The organism is Pontibacter pamirensis (genome assembly GCF_010015475.1).
In the GTDB taxonomy this organism is placed as follows: domain Bacteria; phylum Bacteroidota; class Bacteroidia; order Cytophagales; family Hymenobacteraceae; genus Pontibacter; species Pontibacter pamirensis.
The window spans coordinates 162,063-182,650 of record NZ_SSNI01000002.1; the positions used below are offsets into that span (position 1 = coordinate 162,063).

At 44.5% G+C, this 20,588-nt stretch carries 16 protein-coding genes; 3 read left to right on the plus strand and 13 right to left on the minus strand.

The genetic code is table 11. The features are described 5' to 3' along the window. Window positions 1–83: 83 nt before the first annotated feature. From E1919_RS03495 to E1919_RS03540, 10 genes are all read right to left on the minus strand, one after another. Window positions 84–1,169: a DegT/DnrJ/EryC1/StrS family aminotransferase gene (locus tag E1919_RS03495; protein WP_162051947.1), complete on the minus strand. Its 1,086-nt coding sequence runs from the start codon at window positions 1,167–1,169 to the stop codon at window positions 84–86. Continuing rightward, window positions 1,166–2,146: a Gfo/Idh/MocA family protein gene (locus E1919_RS03500; RefSeq protein ID WP_162051948.1), complete on the minus strand. Its 981-nt coding sequence runs from the start codon at window positions 2,144–2,146 to the stop codon at window positions 1,166–1,168. Before E1919_RS03500 ends, E1919_RS03495 begins: the two co-directional genes overlap by 4 nt. A gap of 8 nt (window positions 2,147–2,154) precedes the next feature. Beyond that, window positions 2,155–3,585, minus strand: coding sequence for an NDP-hexose 2,3-dehydratase family protein (locus tag E1919_RS03505; protein ID WP_162051949.1), 1,431 nt, complete (start codon window positions 3,583–3,585; stop codon window positions 2,155–2,157). 509 nt (window positions 3,586–4,094) lie between these two features. Continuing rightward, the gene (locus tag E1919_RS03510) at window positions 4,095–5,537 is read right to left on the minus strand and encodes a lipopolysaccharide biosynthesis protein (RefSeq protein ID WP_162051950.1); all 1,443 of its coding nucleotides are present in this window, start codon (window positions 5,535–5,537) and stop codon (window positions 4,095–4,097) included. 69 nt (window positions 5,538–5,606) lie between these two features. Beyond that, window positions 5,607–6,611: an SDR family oxidoreductase gene (locus E1919_RS03515; protein ID WP_162051951.1), complete on the minus strand. Its 1,005-nt coding sequence runs from the start codon at window positions 6,609–6,611 to the stop codon at window positions 5,607–5,609. A gap of 65 nt (window positions 6,612–6,676) precedes the next feature. Next, window positions 6,677–7,984: a nucleotide sugar dehydrogenase gene (locus tag E1919_RS03520; protein WP_162051952.1), complete on the minus strand. Its 1,308-nt coding sequence runs from the start codon at window positions 7,982–7,984 to the stop codon at window positions 6,677–6,679. 88 nt (window positions 7,985–8,072) lie between these two features. Continuing rightward, window positions 8,073–10,406 carry a GumC family protein gene (locus E1919_RS03525; RefSeq protein ID WP_162051953.1) on the minus strand — a complete coding sequence of 778 codons (2,334 nt, stop codon included), beginning with the start codon at window positions 10,404–10,406 and terminating at the stop codon, window positions 8,073–8,075. A 53-nt stretch (window positions 10,407–10,459) separates the two neighbouring features. Next, window positions 10,460–11,254, minus strand: coding sequence for a polysaccharide biosynthesis/export family protein (locus E1919_RS03530; RefSeq protein ID WP_162051954.1), 795 nt, complete (start codon window positions 11,252–11,254; stop codon window positions 10,460–10,462). 176 nt (window positions 11,255–11,430) lie between these two features. Further along, a complete protein-coding gene (locus E1919_RS03535; protein ID WP_162051955.1) occupies window positions 11,431–11,592 on the minus strand; it encodes a hypothetical protein in 162 nt (53 codons plus the stop codon). 346 nt (window positions 11,593–11,938) lie between these two features. Next, on the minus strand, window positions 11,939–12,631 hold the full coding sequence (locus E1919_RS03540; RefSeq protein ID WP_162051956.1) for a hypothetical protein: 693 nt from the start codon (window positions 12,629–12,631) through the stop codon (window positions 11,939–11,941). A gap of 693 nt (window positions 12,632–13,324) precedes the next feature. On the opposite strand from E1919_RS03540, the gene E1919_RS03545 reads away from it, so the two are divergent. Continuing rightward, a complete protein-coding gene (locus E1919_RS03545) occupies window positions 13,325–14,554 on the plus strand; it encodes a glycoside hydrolase family 2 TIM barrel-domain containing protein (RefSeq protein WP_237143979.1) in 1,230 nt (409 codons plus the stop codon). Between the two features lie 64 nt (window positions 14,555–14,618). On the opposite strand, the gene E1919_RS03550 is transcribed toward E1919_RS03545, so the two are convergent. Genes E1919_RS03550 through porX form a run of 3 tightly spaced genes read right to left on the minus strand, consistent with a single transcriptional unit; the run spans window position 14,619 to window position 17,848 of the window. Further along, the gene (locus E1919_RS03550; RefSeq protein ID WP_162051958.1) at window positions 14,619–15,845 is read right to left on the minus strand and encodes an alanine dehydrogenase; all 1,227 of its coding nucleotides are present in this window, start codon (window positions 15,843–15,845) and stop codon (window positions 14,619–14,621) included. A 1-nt stretch (window position 15,846) separates the two neighbouring features. Next, entirely contained in the window at window positions 15,847–16,293 is a 447-nt protein-coding gene (gene tsaE, locus E1919_RS03555; RefSeq protein WP_237143980.1) for a tRNA (adenosine(37)-N6)-threonylcarbamoyltransferase complex ATPase subunit type 1 TsaE, read from the minus strand. After that, window positions 16,286–17,848, minus strand: coding sequence for a T9SS response regulator signal transducer PorX (gene porX, locus E1919_RS03560; protein WP_162051959.1), 1,563 nt, complete (start codon window positions 17,846–17,848; stop codon window positions 16,286–16,288). Before porX ends, tsaE begins: the two co-directional genes overlap by 8 nt. A 189-nt stretch (window positions 17,849–18,037) precedes the next feature. Between porX and E1919_RS03565 the strand changes: the two genes are divergently transcribed. Next, window positions 18,038–19,270 carry an HD domain-containing protein gene (locus E1919_RS03565; protein WP_162051960.1) on the plus strand — a complete coding sequence of 411 codons (1,233 nt, stop codon included), beginning with the start codon at window positions 18,038–18,040 and terminating at the stop codon, window positions 19,268–19,270. 219 nt (window positions 19,271–19,489) lie between these two features. After that, window positions 19,490–20,518, plus strand: coding sequence for a UDP-3-O-(3-hydroxymyristoyl)glucosamine N-acyltransferase (gene lpxD, locus E1919_RS03570; RefSeq protein WP_162051961.1), 1,029 nt, complete (start codon window positions 19,490–19,492; stop codon window positions 20,516–20,518). Window positions 20,519–20,588: the final 70 nt, after the last annotated feature.

Genomic DNA, 20,588 nt, shown 5'->3' on the forward strand with positions numbered 1-20,588 from the left:
TGTACCGGTTTGGCGCTTGTCTGTTTGCTAAATTTCTTCATATCCTCAGGAGGAAGCTCCTGAGGATATGAAGAGGAAATACATTACAAGGTGTTTATAATTTCACATATTTTATCCTGCTCCCCCTCTTTCAGGTTCAGGTACAGCGGCAGGCACAGGATACGCTCCGATATGTCCTCCGACACAGGGCACGCCTGGTATGCCACAACCTTAGTGTAAGTGTTGACTGAGGGGTAGAAGTACCTGCGGGGAAATATGTCGGCTGCATTCAGCGCTTTCTCAACCTGCAGCAGTTGTTCCTCGCTTTCAAAAATGATAGGGAAATAGGAGTAGTTGGTCTCACCGCCTTTAACCTCCTGAAACCGCACTCCTTCTACCTCCTGTAGTCGCTCTATGTAATACTGGTATTTATTCTTTCGGTCCTCTAAAACCTCATCGTAATACTTGAGGTTGGCAAGACCAAGGGCAGCGTGCACTTCTGTTAATTTGCCGTTAAACCCATCTTCCACGATGTCTTTGTTCTCATCGTGGCCAAAGAACCTGATTCTTTTTAGCCTGGCATCCAGCGCAGCATCGGTGGTGATGCATCCTCCTCCCTCGGCTGTGTTCAATAGCTTGGTAGCATGCAGGCTTGTTGCCGATATATCACCATAAGTTAACAAGCTGTTGCCTTTGTAAGTGGAACCTATGGCATGTGCTGCATCATAAATTACTTTAAGACCATGCTTTTGAGCAATGGCAGCTATCGCCTCTACATCGCAGGGGTTTCCGAACACATGTACCGGCATAATCGCCACTGTTTTATCTGTAATCAGCGCCTCAATCTTTGCCGGATCCATGTTTAGCGTATCCGGATCGATATCACAAAACACGGGGGTACATTCTTCCCACTTTATAGCACTTACTGTCGCTACCCAAGTAAATGGTGTTGTAATGATCTCACCTTTCAGCTCCAAGGCTTTGATTGCCATTTGTATAGCAATGGTGCCGTTAGAAACCACTGTAAAATAATCAAGTCCTAATTTAGACTCTAAGTCTTTTTCCAGCTGTTGAACCAAAGGCCCGTTATGTGTCAGTATTCCCCTCTCCCACACTCCTCTCAGAATCTCCACATACTCTTCCAGCGGTGCCAGTGACGGTTGCGTCACAAATATCTTTTTATTGCTCATTTAGCCTTTGCTTTGATTTGTTCTAGTAGTCTTGCTTGATTGATGTTGCCCCTGTATTCTGAGGATTTTGCCCCAGGAGATTGCATTAAACGGGAAAAATTCAGCAGCATCTTCTTAAAGTGGTGGTCTGGCTCCAACTCTATTGTTTCTTTGCCCTCCTTTGTTTCTATAATGACTTCGGGTTTATACCCGGGAGGCGCGGTAAAGATTCTATTAGTATAAATCTTGCCTTCGCTTCCCCACAATTCAATGTTGCACTGGTAAAAGTGGTCAAAACCGAAGGCTATTTCGGCAAACAGATTTCCTTTCTTCTGCTTCAGATAAGCTCCTCCCCATATATCAACGGATGAGTCTGCTTCATGATTTAGGTTAGAAGCAGCCACCTCCAGTTCCTCTCCTAAAAAAAGCTGGACTATCTTTGTCGGATAAGCCGCGGCATCTAACAAGGCTCCTCCTCCTAGTTCGGCCTGATACCGGATATTATCTTTATCCGCAAACGGAGGAAAGCCAAAGGAGCTTCTCAAGCAACGCATGGCCCCGATTTTACCTGATTCGACCTGTTCTTTGATAAACTCTAACTGACTGTGAAAGCGAAACTGGAAGTTCTCCAGCAACACCAAGCCCTTAGATTCAGCTAACTCGTTTAACTCCTGCACTTCCTGCAGATTACAGCCCAGCGATTTTTCGACCAGTACATGAATACCTGCATCCAACGCTTTTTTCACCCACTCATAATGCATAGAATTGGGTAGCGGGATATAAACCGCGTCAAGCAGCTCTGGCTTCAGAATAGCATCATAATCACCGAAAGCTTTCGTGTTAAATGTTCTGGCAACTTCTTCAGACTTCTGGAGGGTCCTGCTTGCGATACCTACCAGCTCAAATTGATCTGGTAGTTCTATAATCGCGGGGATGATGGATCTGACTGCAATGTTGGCTGTACTAAGAACACCTATTTTTACTTTGTTTTCGTTCATTTCACTTTTTAGTTCATAAAAGAAACAGCTGCAATCAGGCTTCGGGCCTGAATATTTACGTAGTTATTAAACTTGATGAAGGTTTGCAGTTGATTCAGCGTCATCCAGATGTAGTTTTCCGGAAGTTGCAGTTCCACATCGTCGCCTGCCAACACCAGCATGTTTCTATTCTGCTCTTTATAAAATCTTCCCCCTTCTTCAGATTGAATCGTGTCAAAAATAATTTGATCGGGCTTTGCATCTAACACATAAGCCAGAAACGGAAGGCTTTCTATACCTGATGTCCTATAGTTACCTGTCAGGCATTGCACGGTTGGAGCAAACTCGATGATGTCGAAATTCCCAGCCTCTAACTTTGTTTGTACTGCAAAGTGCAGCATGCCGTCTATTTCCTTGCATACAAATGCACATATGCCTTCCTGAGCAGGCTCCACCATGGGCTGGCACCAGCTCACCACCTCCCGGTTCTCAATCTCCACCTTTGTAGCAATCACTTTAAAGTACTTGTCATCAACATGCCTGATGCTGTCGGCTTCAATCTTCCAGTCACTAATCGATGATAACGGGACTCTTTCAACATGCAGTTCAAAGAAGCTTTTCTGCTTTGTGATAAAACTAATTATATCGTCGGAAGTATGCAGTGCTTTGTCCTGCACCAGCGTGGACTTTAACAGCTTTGAGGCGATCCGGTTTTCCTTGATAGAGGGATTTGTATCGTTATAAAAGTCAACAATATCTTCCTCTAAGTCACCAAAAGGAATCCCTGAGATTACAGTTCTGGTATCCATGTTCACCAGGTTGTCCTCTACCATCAAAAGCTTTATTTGCGCCAGCGTAAGCCAGATAAAGTTGTCGTAGAGCGGGATATCATGGTCTACCTTGATAACGATGTTTCTGTTTCTTTTTTTCAGGAACCTGGCCCCCTGCTCCGACTGAAGCTGGTCGAGAAGCACTTGCTCTGGCCTGGCGTTCACGAACAAGTCTAAATAAGCCGGTGCCTTCCCTTTATGCACCTGGGTATAGTTGCTCTTTGTTGCCTGCAGCGTAGGAGACAGCTGCACATTATTTACATTACCGGGTTCTATTTTTGCCTGCAGCAGAAAATGTAAGACACCATCAAACTCTTTTGTTACAAAGCCTAAATAACCTATTTCAGGCTGGTTAATAATAGGTTGCTCCCATTCGCTTACACCTCCCCAGTTTGTGTGGACTTTGATGCCGTCAATAGAGAAGAACTTACCACTATCGTGTTGCAGGTTTGCACCGTTCTCTGAGAAATGCCACTGCTCCAGCTGGTCGAATGTTATTCGCTTTATATTGACTGATACCTTCGAGTTTTGTTCTTTAACCCATTCTCTTACCTGAGTTATATCATTGAAAGGGTTATTTACAGATAAAGCACTTTTAATAAATTTTAAATTTAAATTCTGCTCTTTCATAGATTTGTTTTGTGAATGGCCTACCCCGCTCAGTTAGTAGCTTGACCTGGCCTGTAAACCACTGCTTGTAGGAAGTACGAAGTATCTGACCATTGTATTCATGGATTGCTAAAAAAAAGTTTCACCTGCTGGTGCTTTTCTGTATAAAGCACAACTACTTAAAGTCTAAATCGGCAAGTACCTCCTGAACAGTGCAGACGCCAGAGAAAACAATATTCCCGTACCATGTTCGAAAGAGGAGGTTTTGCAACTGGTATTATTTTTGATAAGCCTCCAAAAATAATACTATAATATGCCAAGTCTAATAGCGTCAGATTAGCACATAAAACTATAGTGTCATTGCACTGACTTAAGCCCTGTTAAACTTTTATTGCTTAGGGCGCGGAAAAAGCTCATTTTACACTAAAGCATGAATCATAACAGGAATAACTTAAGGCTGTTCCTGTTAGAGCAGCAGAAGAGAACCCACCGCTGAACTAGTCTAGCGAGAAGGGGGATCTCTTATTTGACTATTTTTTAAAAACTAACTGTCTGAAATCTAAAATGGCAGGCATCTTTGACATATAGCTAACTCCCAGGTAAAGTACAAAGGATATGACACCCACCAGTATTACTCTTACTACGTCGTATGGCAAGGCGTACGCAAACAAGTAAGTGTCCAGTCCCCATCCTACAGCACCAACCAGAACGGCTAGCATCATCTCAGGCACGATATCTTTCAGTTGCTCTGACACCGTGTAGTTTATCATTCTGCCGCTGTACCAGCTGTTGATGAAAAAAGCTACAATAGAGAAAATAAGCTGAAAGTATAATAGGCCATAGATGCCAAAAGGCACAGAAACTATTATACCTACGGTTATAAAAACCTTTTTTATAACTTCTAACCTAAGAAATAAATCACTCCTCCCCTTTACCTTTAAAATGTTCAGGTTGTAAGAGTTTAAGGGGTACATAATACCTACAACACATAGTATCTGAAAGAAGGGAACCGCAGGTAACCATTTTTCTCCCAGAAGAAACCGGAAAAGCGGTTCTGCTACCACAGCCAACACAATCATGGCAGGAGCCAGCCAGAAAATAATCTGCTGCATTAGCCGCCGGTAAGCTGCTTTAAGCTTCACTTCGTCATCCTGAATAGAAGAAAACAAAGGGTAAGTAACCTTATTCAGTGCAGTTGAAATGTTCTGAACCGGTAACTGCTTTAAAGAGTCGGCCCTAGTGTAATAACCTAGTTGCGCAGCAGAAAAATACTTTCCGATAACCAGTTTGTATGCATTGTTAAAGATGGAGTTCAGCAAGCCTGACAGCGTGAGCTTATACCCGAAGTTAAAATGGTACTTCAGTCGTTCCATATCAAAAACGAAGCTTGGAGCCCAGCCTGACCGAACCCACAATTGCGCTGATGCTATAAAAGACTGGCAGATGTTCATCCAGACCAGACTCCACACCCCATACCCCATATAAGCCATCGCAACGCCCAGCAGCCCCCCACATATAATAGACGGGATCTGGATCGTCATCTGCATTTTGAAGTTCATCTCTTTCGTTAGCTTTGCCTTCTGCACACCGGCAAAAGCATTTATAATGAAAGATAAGGTATAAACCCTGATCAGGCTTGTCAGAATTTCCTGATCGTAGAACGATGCGATGAGAGGGGCACAGAAGAACAGAATCAGGCAAACAACAACACTGCCTATCAAATTGATGAAGAACACTGTTGAATAGTCCTTCTGGTCTGGTTCTGTGGTACGGATCAAAGAAGAAGTAAGGCCGCTGTCCATGAGCGTAGTGCCTATACTGATAAATACAGCAAGCATACCTATCAGGCCAAAGTCTGATGGCATCAGGAGTCTGGCCAGCACGATGGACACAATAAAGTTTATAAACTGTACTCCAAATTGCTGACTAAAGGTCCAGATCAGACCAGACAGTGTTTTTTGTTTTAGACTCATCTACACGTTTGCGGCCCTTGCTGGAACATAGATTTGTACTCTGTTATGGCAGGGCAGTATGCTATCAGCCTATGCCTGCCCTGTTGCAGTCTTCAGATTTTCAGAGTACCATTCAACGGCCAGGTACAAGCCTTCTAATGCAGAGAAACGTGGGTTATAGCCAACCAGTTCTTTTGCCTTACTGATATCCGCCAGGCTGTGTTTTACATCCCCTTTGCGCTCCTCGCGGTATTCTGGCGCTATGTCTACGTTTGTGATGCTACAGATCTTTTTCCAAAGCTGATTTAATGTCGTGCGTTCCCCGTAAGCAATGTTTATTACTTCGTGTTGCTTTATTTCACCTGCAAGCATGGCTTTTACATTAGCCTGAACTGCATTTTCCACAAAGGTAAAGTCGCGGCTGGTCTCTCCATCGCCATTTATATAAGGAGCCTCTCTTTTAAGCGCAGCCTCTATGAACAAGGGAATGACAGCGGCATAAGGCCCTTCTGGGTTTTGCTTAGGTCCAAACACATTAAAGTAGCGCAAACCAATGGTATGAAAATCGTAGGTTTTTGAAAAAACACTGGCGTACAACTCATTCACATATTTGGTGACTGCATAAGGCGACAGCGGATTCCCGATTTCATCTTCCACCTTCGGTAAGCCGGGGTGGTCGCCGTAGGTGCTTGAACTGGCGGCGTATATCATACGCTTCACTCCGGCATCACGGGCAGCCAACAACATGTTCAGAAAGCCGCTGATGTTCACTTCATTGCTGGTAACCGGATCGTTGATAGAACGAGGCACAGACCCCAAGGCCGCCTGGTGGGTAACGTAATCAACTCCCGCTATAGCTTTATGGCATGTTTCTAAGTCTCTGATATCTCCTTCTATAAGTTCGAAAGCAGGATTGTTATTAAATTCTTTTATGTTTTCCAGAGAACCGGTAGAAAAATTATCCAGGACACGTACTTTTTTTGCGCCATACTTCAGAAGATACCCCACTATGTTAGAGCCTATAAAACCAGCTCCTCCTGTTACTAAGAAGGTGTATTTATTTAAAACTTTGGTATGGTATGGTACGTCGTACATTATATGTTAAAATATATTGTGTGATGAAAATTACTTTTTAGTGATGCCCCCGGCTTCCTTGTTTGCTACAGCCTGGAAGCTGCGAGTTCTTTGGGTAAGACACCCTTTACATCGTAAATAACCGCGCTTTCCTTACACAGTTTCTTCAGATCAAGTTGCCTGAACTCATTATGAGAAACAGCAAGAATGATGGCGTCACAATCTGACACACTGCCAAGCTCTCTTACTGATTCCCAGCCATACTCATGCTTTACTTCAGCAGGATCAGCCCATGGGTCATAGATCGTGATATTGGTATCGTACTCTTTTAAGGTACGCAGGATATCAACTACTTTAGTATTTCGCACATCAGGGCAGTTCTCTTTAAAAGTAACACCAAGTACAAGAATTTTTGCTCCTTTTACCGGTATGTCTTTTTTCACCATGAGTTTAATTACTTCATGCGCCACATAAGCACCCATGCCATCGTTTAACCGACGACCTGCCAGTATAATCTCCGGGTGATAGCCTACTTCCTGTGCTTTCTGCGCCAGGTAATAGGGGTCTACGCCGATGCAATGCCCCCCAACCAGCCCTGGCTTGAAATTGAGGAAGTTCCATTTGGTGCCTGCCGCCGCTAATACTTCCTCCGTATCAATACCTATACGGTTGAAGATTTTAGCCAATTCGTTCACGAAAGCGATATTGATGTCGCGTTGGGCGTTTTCAATTACTTTAGCAGCCTCTGCTACTTTTATGCATGTTGCTTTGTATGTGCCGGCAACAATCACAGAATTGTACAGCTTGTCGACTTTTTCTGCCGCTTCAGGTGTAGAGCCCGAGGTTACTTTCAGTATCTTGGCAACCGTATGCTCTTTGTCGCCCGGATTGATGCGTTCTGGTGAATAACCGGCAAAAAAGTCAACATTAAATTCCAGACCGGATACTCTCTCCAGTACTGGCACACACTCCTCTTCCGTTACGCCTGGGTATACCGTAGATTCATAAACTACGATATCGCCACGTTTCAGCACCTTGCCTACTGTTTCACTGGCTTTATATAGGGGCGTGAGGTCTGGCCGGTTATGTTTGTCTACCGGAGTAGGCACTGTGATAATAAAGAAATTTGCTTCTTCAATATCTGCTAACCTGTCTGTGCAAAGCAGTCCCTTATCAGCAGCGCCGTCGTTTGCTATAACTTTCTGAAGTTCTTCCTCCGATACTTCCAGTGTCTGATCATGCCCCTTGGTGAGTTCTGCTACACGTTGTGCATTAATATCAAAGCCAAATGTTTTGTATTTTTTTGCAAATTCAACTGCAAGTGGTAGGCCAACGTATCCCAGGCCAATAACTGCTATAATAGTATCTTCTGATTCGGTTTTGACTAACGACATTCTATATTTAGATTTATATTTCGGACAACAATATTTTCAGTTCAATAAACGGCTCCAAATTACGAACACTTATGAAGAAGTTTCAGCTTTAAGACATTTTTGCAAACTTATTCCGCCAGCTCTTATTTTCCTTTACCTCTCCGTAACCGTACCCATAACCGTATCCGTAGCTGCCGTTTTCTTTTTTAGCGTCATTCAGCACAATCATAGGGTGCTTCACCTTCTTATTCTTATAAAGGTCATCCACAATCGCTAATTGCCCTTTGCTGGTATAATTGTACCGGACCAGATAAATACATGAATCGCTATAAGGTGCCAGTGCCAGTGCGTCGGCCACCTGCCCCACAGGCGCTGTATCCACAATGATGTAATCAAACCTCTCCTTTAGCTCATTTATCAACTTTCCTACTTCCGGCAGCATAATGAATTCTCCGGGGTTTGGCGGAACAGGTCCCACACCTATAACAAACAGCCCCGGCACCTCTGGTAATGGTTGTAGAATATCTTCTACAGGCATCGTTTCCGACATAAGGTAATTCGTTATTCCGGTGGTATTTGGTAGGTCTACCCTTCCCGTCAGGGCCGGCCTTCTGAGGTCAAAGCCCAGCACCACTACCTTTTTACCGGTAAGCACTAAGCTGGCTGCCAGGTTAATACTGAAAAAGGTCTTCCCCTCCCCGCTCATGCTGGAGGTAACCATAATGACCTTGTTTTCTTTTCCTGCGGTGGCAAACTGCAGGTTTGAACGAATTAACCTGAATTGCTCCGCTATCGGGCTTCTGCTGTCTTTCGTGACAACAAGTGTGTCGTTCAGGCCGCTGTTATTAAGTTCTCCCAGTATAGGAGTAGAAGTAGCCTGTTCTACATCACGTGTCGCTTCTATTTTATCGTTCATGGCATTCTTGATCGTGATTCCTGCAAAAGGCACCGCGATACCTGCCAATAAGGCTATCAGGTACACCATTTCTGTTTGTGGATGCACCGGCCCATGTGCAGTTGCAGCATCTATAACCCGCGAGTTAGACACTGTGCCAGCAAGCGATATGGCGGCCTCCTCTCTCTTGTGCAAGAGGTACAGGTAAACGTTTGTCTTGATGGCCTGGTCCCTGTTAATTTCCAGCAGTTCCCGCTCCATGGTAGGCACCTGCTGAATATTTGCCCTGGATTGAGAAACACTGGCCTGTAAGTTCTCCTGAGAAATGGAAAGCCCTCTGCTGATATTCCGAATGTTTTCAAGAATGTTGCTTCGCAGGTTCTCCAACTGTTCGTCTGTATTTCCGACGATAGGGTTACTTGGCGTTACAGTACGCATTATGCGCTCGCGCTCCATTTGTAGTTGATTGAAGCTCGCTATCAAACCCGTTAAAGTAGGATCAGTTATACTAAGGGTGGTAGGTACCACTCCATACTCATTCTCCTCCTTGCTTAAGTATGACTCTATCGATTCCAGTATATCGATTTCAATCGCCAGTTCAGCCAGGCGCTTGTTATAAGCATCCTGGTTGGCAGTATACATCCCACCAGCGGTGGTAACGTCAGCTATTACATTTTCCCGCTTATAACTTTCCACATCCTTCTCCACCTCGGAAAGCTCTTCCGTGAGATATGCCAGACGATCATCTATAAACTTTATAGTATTGGTAGCCAATACTTTTTTCTCATCTACGATTTCCTTGCTGTATACTTCTGTTACTTTATTTATAATGTCCACTCCTTTTTCTGGCACAGGATCAGTCAGACTTAAATACAGTACACGTCCGCTACTACCATAAGGTGCCACACTCAGTTTGTTATTGTAACTGTCAGCAAGTTTGCGGATATCATGAAGAATAACCATAATCGTTTTTTCACTGCCGGAGGCTCCGGGAGCCGCCGTTACTGTAAAAGTCCCATACGGCTTTATAATTTGCTGCCCGAATTTATACTTATTAGCATTACCCTCGCCATCTTCCAGACCGAAGGTGTTATTATCTTCAATATGGATAGTAAGCATTTTACCAAATGCCGCTGAGTCTAATTGATTGACTAACACCTTAATTGGTAGATCATCTCCATAAACCTCAACGGTTTTCACTCTTCCTTCCATGTAGTACGTGGTGTTCAAAGACAGTTCAGACAACGCCCGCTGCATCAGGCTCTTTGACTGTAGGATGATAATCTCGTCTTCAATACCCTCTGTTGTCTTAAACACACCCATATCGTCCAAAGCCACATTAGGACCTTGTTTGTTGTCTTTCACTAACAAGGTGCTGCTAATATCATAAAGAGGGGTGGTATAACGCACGTAGATATAGGCCGCCGTTAAAAAAAGGATAATGCTCAGTACAAACAAATACCAGTAGCGCAAGTATTTAGATAAAATACTTTTAATATTAATTGGCTCAGATTCGTTTTCCGAAAGATCAAATTCAGATTCAGACATTCTTTTTAGTCCTTTTTAAATAAGTTTAGGTAAGTAAGTATTAAAAAAACGTATTACCGGGTAAATAGTAGCAACGCAGTGGATATGATTCCGACTGCAAATCCCCAATTTCGTCTTATGAAACCCGTTCCAGCCACTTTGGCCTTATCGGGCTCTACATAGACAACATCGTTTTGATGAAGATGGAAGAAGGGAGATTCAAGTGATTTGCTGTCATTGAGGTTTAGCCTGGCCATCGTCCTTATACCGTTTTCTTCCCGTATAATAAGCACATCCTCTCTTTTGCCGTAAAGTGTCATGTCACCCGCCATTCCCAGTGCCTCTATTACATTCAGATTATCATCCATTGCTGTTATAATGGTAGGGCTTCCAACTTCACCAATTACAGTAACACGAAAGTTCAAGTATCTAACTTTAACGATGGGGTCCTGCAAATATTCCTTAAGGTCAGCTGTTAACTTGTTGTTGGCTTCTTCCCGGGTTAAACCAGCTAACTTCACTCTACCTAAAACAGGAAACTCTATATATCCTTGATCATCTACCAGGTATCCCTGGCCAGCCTCATTGTTTCCTTGTTGCTGTTGTCTCACGTTGGAGTTGCCACTACCACCAAGCGGCTGAAGAATACCCATGTTAAACAACATGTTAGACTCCGGATTAAGGGTTATTACTGTGATGCTCAGCAGATCTTCAGGTTTTATCACCGGACCTTTATCTTGCTCTATCTTTTCTGTTATGATAGGTTTATCTTTTGGGAGGTCACTGAAATAGACAATATTTCTTGTTCTTAAAAAGCCACATGAGGCTGTCATAAACAATAGAATAATGCAATAAATACTGATTCTCATTATGATTTAATTGGTATAAGGGCTAATATTTCAGAACATTTAGACGCAAATTTTCAAAAAAAGATATAAAGGAATTTGCTCTAAGTGCTATAGAAAGGTTTAACGGCAATTCTATTTAAACATTATCAAACTATTCACCCGCTTAGCGAATAATAGGTTTTGGTATTATCTGAAAGCTACACCTGACTTTCTCCAGCATTGTCAATCTGATTTAATTTTTGTTGTTCAAAAGCGACAAAATAACAAAGACAACTTTGTGTTCTTCTTTTTGCAGCAGCCAAAGGGACACTGCTCCCTTCTTTTTTAATGCTATTCCCTAACTGGTCATATGCCTTCACTTCTTACTCCCTTTAAACTGGTTTTGTTACTTGTCTTTTAAAACATTCCTGACACCTAAGTTGTTAAGGAGCCAAAACTTCAGGCATTATACACAATTGCAGTCCTAGATACGGAAAATACCAATCCACCTATTCGCCAGAAGCTATCCTGACATAACCTAAAGGGCTTCTGTCTGCTGTTCTTAGTTTAAGCAAAACGCAGGTAAAAAGAGGCTGTCCGAAAAGTCGGAACAGCCTCTTTTTATTAATTTATTCGTACCTCCCTACCTAGCAAATTCAAATATTCAATTTTCAGGTGGGGTCGTTTACCTTCTTAGACACCTTCTGTTTACCTGCTCAATTGTTACTATGCACGCTGCCCCTCTGACTTAGGTATCAGTCGTTTTTCAATGATTAGGCTTTCTCCCTGGTGCTGCACTATAGATGCTTCAGGTTTCTTTACCCCAAAAAGTGACAAAGTGTACGTTAAAGCATACCATACCATCGCACTCATGGAAAACATCTCCCCACTGTCTTCTATAACTGTCAGTATGCCGCTGCCAGGCAGAAAGTTTAACAAGCTGTGCAGCATATCCACACCGACACCAAAAAACACGAAAACACCTAGCAGGAGCAGGAACTGAATAGAAAAGTGCCTGGACTCAGAGGAGCCGCGCACAGCATAATTAGCAATAGGCAATAGAAAGAACAAACCCGTTACTGCTGAAACAGCTAGTTCTCCGAAGTCTTGCCCCCGCAGCCCCATAAAGTTCTGAATGCTAAAATAGATAACAACCGCCTTTCCGTATGACTCGTGAATGCTAAAAGCATCATCGACATAAAAATAGAGAAACAGCAGTGCCCATATCAAGTAAACTCCCTTCTTCTGCTTAAAGAACAACACAGTCAGAAATCCAGCAATTAGCACATATTGGGCATACTGAAACACCTCTGCATATCCTCCATCCTTATCAAGGCGGAGATAGCCTGTGCTTTCTGTTAAAGGCAGTGTGAGGCTATAAAAGTGAAGAACAACAAAGAAGATGTCAACCAGGAACAAAGCGTACAAAATATAAAGAGCTCGAGGATACTGTTCTGCTTTTTCCCTGTATTCTTTTTTTTGGTAATTGTATAGATACTTTATCATATAATAACAATCTAGTAATAGAAATATAACATTTGCATAAAACTTAGAACGGAATGATGGGAGCGAGGTTACTTAACAGTAGTAATATTTAATCTATTTTTTTTATTATTAGATTGCTCCCCAATAATACATTAGCTCTTGACTATATTTTTTTCTGGATAAGCCTTGTTTCAAAACAAAGGATAGCCTTCTACCGCCATGTGATGGAACTATTGACTGAAAGGCAGAATGGTGGGTGGCCGGTTAAGTGGTTGTACAATTAACCACTTTAGCGAATAAGTTTATCCTACAGAAGGAGAGGCATGGGCTAATTCGTTTGTGCGACAGGTACAGAACCGTTAAAGCCTTAAGTGGTGTTGGGAACCTTATTGATAAGAACATGCTTGCTGATTTACCCGTACCTTGCTTCGAAAGTTTAGTTTATAATAAGCTGCTAAAAATTAGTCCGTTTTAGCTCAAATTTTCTACCCAGAAGTAGTCTTTACCTAAAAGATTGACATGCCCATCTTTAATAAATGTATTCTTTATATAATTTCCGTTTCTTTAGTTGCTATGTGTTGGATGCTAAACAGCTGTGGTGAGCGCACCAATGCAAAGGAAAAGTATATGCCCAAGGGAAGAAAGGTTGAAGTTGTTTGGCAAAACGGTCAATATACCCTGCTGCGCAACGGGGAACCTTACTTTATTAAAGGAGCAGGTGGCTATACGCATTTCGAAAAAATAAAAGAAAACGGAGGAAACTCAGTCCGGGTGTGGCATGAGGAGGATGCCCAGCGGATTCTGGACGAGGCACATGAGAACGGTTTATCTGTGACGCTTGGATTGTGGGTGACCCGCGAAAAGGAAGGATTTAACTACTACGACAAAAAGCAGGTGGCACAGCAACTGGAGAGGCTCCGGAAGGTTGTGCACAGGTACAAGGACCATCCCGCACTGCTCATGTGGGGAGTGGGCAACGAGGTAAATAATGGTGGTACCAACGTAGAGGTGTGGGATGCGGTGAATGAAATTGCCGAAATGATACATGAGGTCGATCCGGATCACCCTACCACCACGACGTTGATAGGAGTTCCCGACGACATCATTAAATTAGTGCTGAAAAAATGCCCCGCCATTGATGTACTTTCCTTTAACACGTTCGGCGGCAAGGATAATATGGATGAGAAGTTAAGAAATATAGATTGGGAAGGCCCTTATATTATCTCGGAATTCGGCGCACAGGGTTACTGGGAGGTGTATACCACCTGGTGGAATGCCCCCCTGGAACAGACAAGTTCTATGAAGGCTTTGTACACAAGGGATCGTTATAGTAGCATCGTGACCTTTGACAGAGACAGGAGCCTTGGGGGGTATGTCTTTTACTGGGGTGAAAAGCATGAGGCTACCCCAACCTGGTTCAGCCTTATACTAGAAACAGGTGAAGAAACTGAAACCGTGGGAGTAATGCGTGAGCTATGGACTGGTAACACCAGCACAAACAAGGCCCCCTATGTAGCTTATGTGAAGCTGAATGGCGTCTTTGACTACCAAAATGCTTACCTAAAACCCCAGCAGGAATACAATGCTGCTGTTTATGCCTTCGACCCCGACGGGGATTCCCTCCGTGTTGAGTGGGAGATGTTGCCGGAGACGTTCACAGAACTCAGCGGCAACGTAAATGCAGAGAAACCCGATCCTGTTCCCAACGTGCTTGGTGAAGCATCAGGGAACAACATAAGCCTGCGCGCACCACAAAAGACAGGTCCTTACCGGCTATACGCCTACATATACGATGGGCAGGGCCATGTTGCCACCGGCAACATTCCTTTTTATGTGTCGAAGAACCCGCTGCACTGAGTACTTTAAATCAATCTGATAGAGCGTGGAGATAGAAACAGAAATGAATGCCTTCTGATACTTTTTAGTTTCTTACCGCAATCATCAACCCCAACTCCTTGTATCGCATTCCGAATCTTTTGGCAATGTGGCCATTCGTCAGGCTGCCTTTATAAATATAAACGCCACTGCGGTAATGCTCATAGGTAAACAGCACTTCGTTTATGCCGCCATATTTTGAGAACTCTGTAAAAATGGGTGTAAAGATATTGCTTAGCGCCTGCGAAGCCGTGCGTGGCACCCTGGATGGGATGTTTGGCACACAATAATGAATCACATCGTATTTACGGTAGACCGGGCGGGAATGGGAGGTTAACTCTGACGTTTCAAAACAGCCTCCCTGATCGATGCATACGTCTATGATAACAGACCCCGGGTTCATCTGGGCAATAATGCTTTCCTCTACCATGCAGGTAATACGCCCCTCTTCTGCCACCAATGCACCAATCACGACATCGGCTTGCTTTATTTCATTGTAAAGCACTGTTTTATCTAAGGTGGAGGTAAACAGCTGTGTACCAACATTCTGCTTCAGGCGGCGCAATTTATAGATATGATTGTCGAACACCTTTACTTCGGCGCCCAAGCCAAACGCAGCGCGTGCCGCATGCTCTGCCACGGTACCGGCGCCAAGTATGACCACCTTGCTGGGTTGCACCCCGGTTATTCCGCCTAAGATAACTCCTTTGCCATCGTTGCTGCTGCTCAGGTACTCTGCCGCCACTAGCATCACCGTACTGCCCGCAATCTCGCTCATGGCACGCACCACCGGCTTGGCTTCCGATTTATCACGGATCAGCTCAAAAGAAATAGCGTTTATTTTTTTTGCCAGAAGCGCATTGATATAATCGGCTGTCAGGTTACCGAACTGGAGGGCTGAGATCAGCGTCTGGGCTGGACGCAGGTACTCAATCTCATCGTAAGTAGGCGGTGCTATCTTCAGGATAATATTCGCCTCGTATACCTCCTGTGTAGAGTAAACAATTTTGGCGCCTGCCTCGGAGTACTCATGGTCAGAGTATTTGGAGGGGCTTCCGGCCCCGGTCTCCACCCAGATGCGATGCCCCTGGTCGGTGAGCTGTTTTACAGCATCGGGGGTAAGCCCAATCCTGTTCTCCTGAAACGAAGACTCTTTTGGAATGCCGATAAATAAGCTGCGGCGCCTCTCCTCTATTGCCAGCATCGACTCTTTTGGGTAAAGAGCAGGATTGTTTGCTAACTTCTCTAATGCTACGGCGAACTTATCCGTCATACTATACTTGGTTTATGGTCATGGTGCGCACCTCGCCATCAGCAGCAGGTTGCAGCTCTACGAGCAAATAGTGCTCCGGCAACAAATTCGGTATCATCGAGGGCCACTCAATCAGGCACAGCCTGCCCGATTCTAAATATTCGAGTGCACCTATATCCAGCGCCTCACGCTCCTCATTTATCCTATAAAAATCAAAATGGTAAATAAGGTTCCCTTCAGCGGCTTCATACTCGTTTACAAGCGCAAAGGTAGGGCTGCTAACGTTCTCCTGTACACCCAGCTGAGAACAAATTTCTTTTATCAAAGTTGTTTTTCCGGCGCTCATCGGCCCTTCAAAAAGAATAATCGGCTCCTGGCCGGCTGCCTCTATAAGCACAGAAGCCGCCGCTGGCAAATCAGCCAACGACGACATCCGGATTTGTGCTTTATGAGCTCCTGTTTTATACATTCTTAGGCGAAAGCGTAACAAATGGTATGATAACCTCCTCCAGCGACACGCCCCCATGCTGGAAAGTGTCTTTATAGAAGTTTACGTAGTAATTATAGTTATTCGGGTACGCGAAGAAGGAATCCCCTATTGCGAACACAAACGTAGTAGAAACATTGGCTTTAGGCAAGAAAAATCGTTCGGGTTTGCGCACCGTGAACACATCTTTATCTGTGTAGCCCAGGTTTTTACCGTGTTTATAGCGCAGGTTGGTGTTCGTGTTACGGTCTCCTATAATCTTGAAAGGGCGCTTTACCCGGATGGTGCCGTGGTCGGTGGTGATAATAAGCTTGCCTTTTTTCTCCGCAATCATCCGCAACGTGTCGTAAAGTGGCGAGTGCATGAACCAGGATTTTGTAATGGATCTGTAAGCCGACTCGTCAGGAGCTAGTTCGCGCACCATGTTACTGTCGGTGCGGGCGTGCGAGAGCATGTCCACAAAGTTATACACAATAACGTTGAGCTTATTATTGTCTAAGTTGCTGAATTTGCTGAGCAGATCACGGCCCGCCGCCACATTGGTTATTTTGTGGTAGCTGTGCTTGTCCGTTACCTTGTTTTGCTGAAACTGAATATCCAGGAAATCGGATTCGTGCAGGTTTTTGCCTTCCTCCTCATCATCGCCCACCCACATGTTGGGGTATTTTTTGACTATTTCGGTTGGCAGCATGCCCGAGAAAATGGCGTTGCGGGCATAAGCTGTAGTGGTCGGGAGAATGGAATAGAACATCTCCTCCTGGTCTACGCTGAAATAATCAGAGATAAGCGGTTCCAGCACCTTCCACTGGTCATAGCGTAGGTTGTCTATCAGCAGAAAGTATACCGGGCGATCCGTCTGTTTCATGATTGGGAATACCCGCTCCTTAAACAAGCGGTGCGACATTAGCGGCGTATCGTCTGAGTCCTGGTTTATCCAGTCTTCGTAGTTCTCCATCACGAACCTGGCGAAGTTGGAATTGGCCTCATCCTTCTGCATATTGATGACATCGGCCATGCTTTTGTTCTCTGTCTCGTCTATCTCCAGCTCCCAGTAGACTAGCTTTTTATAGATATCAGCCCACTCCTGCGAACTCAGGCGCTCGCCAAAAGCCATACCCAGTTGCCTGAAATCTCGCTGGTAACTCATATTCGTCTTCTCTGACACCAGCCGCTTGTTATCGAGCACTTTCTTTACTGACAGCAGGATCTGGTTTGGGTTGAGGGGCTTAATCAGGTAATCTGTAATGCGGGACCCAATGGCCTCCTCCATTATGTGCTCTTCTTCACTTTTGGTAATCATGATTACCGGCACCATCGGACGTATGTTCTTCAGCTCTGTCAGAGTTTCGAGGCCACTGATCCCGGGCATGTTCTCATCGAGAAATACAATATCAAACGTTCTCTCCTGAAAAACCTCAATGGCATCAGTGCCACTGTTCACTGGTGTGATGTTATAGCCCCGTTCCTCTAAGAACAGAATGTGCGGCTTGAGTAAATCAATCTCATCATCAGCCCATAAAATATCGTATCTTTGCATAGTTTTCTCTTTGGTTGTTAATTGGTAATAGTTGACTGTTTTATCAGTGTTGTTAAATGGTTGAATTGCTACATGGTTATACTTGATACTTACGAAAAAAAGGAACCAATCTATAATCGAGTTAATTTACAGCAAGCATTGCATGACGATACCAACAATCAAGCCATTGAACAATCAGCAATTTAATAGGTGAACAAGAAAAAAATACTCAACGACCCTGTATACGGATTTATCACCGTTCCCTCTGACCTTCTCTTCGATATCATCAACCATCCCTACTTTCAGCGCCTGCGCCGCATTAAGCAACTGGGGCTGACGGAGATGGTATATCCGGGCGCGCTCCACACACGCTTTCACCACGCGCTGGGTGCCATGCACCTGATGGACACGGCGCTGCAAACGTTAAAAAGTAAAAATAACGAAATAAATGATAAAGAGCTTGAAGCGTCACTGATTGCCATTTTGCTGCACGATATCGGGCATGGTCCTTTTTCACATGCCTTGGAAACGGCTATCTTCAAAAATGTACACCACGAGGACCTCTCCCTGCACATCATGCAGATGCTGAACGAGGCTTTTGATGGGAGACTGAGCTTGGCGATCGATATCTTCCAAGACAAGTACGAGCGCAGATTCTTTCACCAGTTGGTGTCGAGCCAGCTGGATGTGGACCGCCTCGACTACCTGAACCGAGACAGCTTTTATACGGGCGTGTATGAAGGGAAAATCGGTGCCGACCGCATCATAAAAATGCTGGATGTGGCCAATGACCAGCTGGTGGTAGAGGAAAAAGCCATCTACAGCATAGAGAACTTCCTAGTGAGCCGCCGCTTGATGTACTGGCAGGTATACCTGCATAAAACAGTGATAAGCGCTGAATACATGGTGCTGCGCGTGGTGCAGCGGGCGCGTGAACTCATGCAGCAGGGCGTGGAAGTGCCTGCCAGCCCCAGCCTCAAGTTCTTTCTGGCCTCCGACCTCACGATGCAGGATTTTAAGGAGGACATCACCATTTTAGAGCGTTTCGTGAGTCTGGATGATCACGACGTATGGGGCGGCATTAAAGTGTGGGCTGCACACCCGGACAAGGTCCTCTCCTTCCTGTCTAACAGCATCCTGAGCCGCCGGCTCTTTAAAGTAATTATCTCGAGCAAACCTATTGAAGAGGACATGCTGCTGGGGATAAGCGAACTGGTGCAGGAAAAGTTTGACGTGAGTGAGGACGAGGTAAAGTACCTGATGATATCGGGCAAAATAAGCAATAACGCCTACGATGTAGAGGGCCAGACCATTAACATGCTCACCAAATCTGGTTATGTGGTTGACGTAGCCGATGCCTCCGACCTGCCTAGCATCCGGGCCCTGAGCACGAAGGTAGAGAAATACTACGTGTGTTATCCGAAGGAAGTGGCTACACTGTAAAATCCTGTTCAGCACCAAAGGAAGTGGTTGGTGCAAGAAATCAATGCTTTATAAATCCAGACTGAATTTTACTTCCTAAGGTGCTATTTCTTTTAAATGCTGCGCGTGCAACCTTATGGGTATAAATGTTCTCTTCCTGATAAAGGCCAACGTGTTTTTTTATTAAGTTTGCACCCCCCAGGCATTAGCCTTTTTAAGTTTTTGCTCTAATTTTACAAAATGGAATTTACTGTTCAACAGATAGCTGACCTGCTGCAGGGCACGGTAGAAGGAGACAAGTCAGCGAAAGTCAACACATTAGCTAAAATAGAAGAGGCCAACACAGGCGCTCTGGCATTTTTAGCAAACCCGAAATACGAAGCATACCTATATTCCACGAACGCGAGCGCTGTTATTGTATCTGATAAGCTGGAAATAAAAAAAGCTGTTTCTGCTGCTCTTATACGTGTTGCTGATCCTTATTCCAGTTTCTCCTCTCTGTTACAGTACTACCAGCAAGCCTTGATTGCCGCTAAGACAGGCGTAGAAGAGCCTTGTTTTCTGGGAAAGAACAGCCAGATAGGCGACAATCATTACCGTGGCGCCTTCTCTTATATTGGCCACAACTGTAAAATAGGAGACAATGTGCGCATCTTCCCGCAGGCATACATTGGGGATAATGTGCAGATAGGCGACAACACCACTATTTTTGCAGGGGTTAAGCTGTACGCCAATACAGTTGTAGGAAGTAACTGTACCATTCATTCAGGAGCTGTAATCGGCAGCGATGGTTTCGGCTTTGCGCCTCAGCCTGACGGCACCTACAAGACAATACCCCAAATTGGGAATGTCGTGTTGGAGGACGATATATCCATCGGAGCCAACACCACCATCGATTGCGCCACTATGGGTTCTACCATTATCCGCAGGGGCACTAAAATAGATAACCTCGTGCAGATTGCACACAATGTGGAGATTGGCGCTAACACTGTTGTCGCTTCACAGACTGGAATTTCCGGCTCTGCTAAAATAGGCAATAACTGTGTTGTTGCGGGCCAGGTGGGCATTGTAGGGCATATCAGTATCGCCGACAAAACAACCATCGGCGCCCAGTCAGGTGTATCCAAGTCTGTGAAAGATATAGGCACGATTATACAAGGCTCCCCTGCTTTCGACTATAAACAGAACCTGCGCGCCATGGCAGTATTCCGTAAATTACCTGAGCTGCAACGGGAACTCGAACTTCTGAAAGAGAAAACGGCTATTTAGAAGCAAGCAGCTTATGCTCCTGCTACTTTCAGAATAAAAAGTGGTAATAGCTTATATAATATCTTAAGTT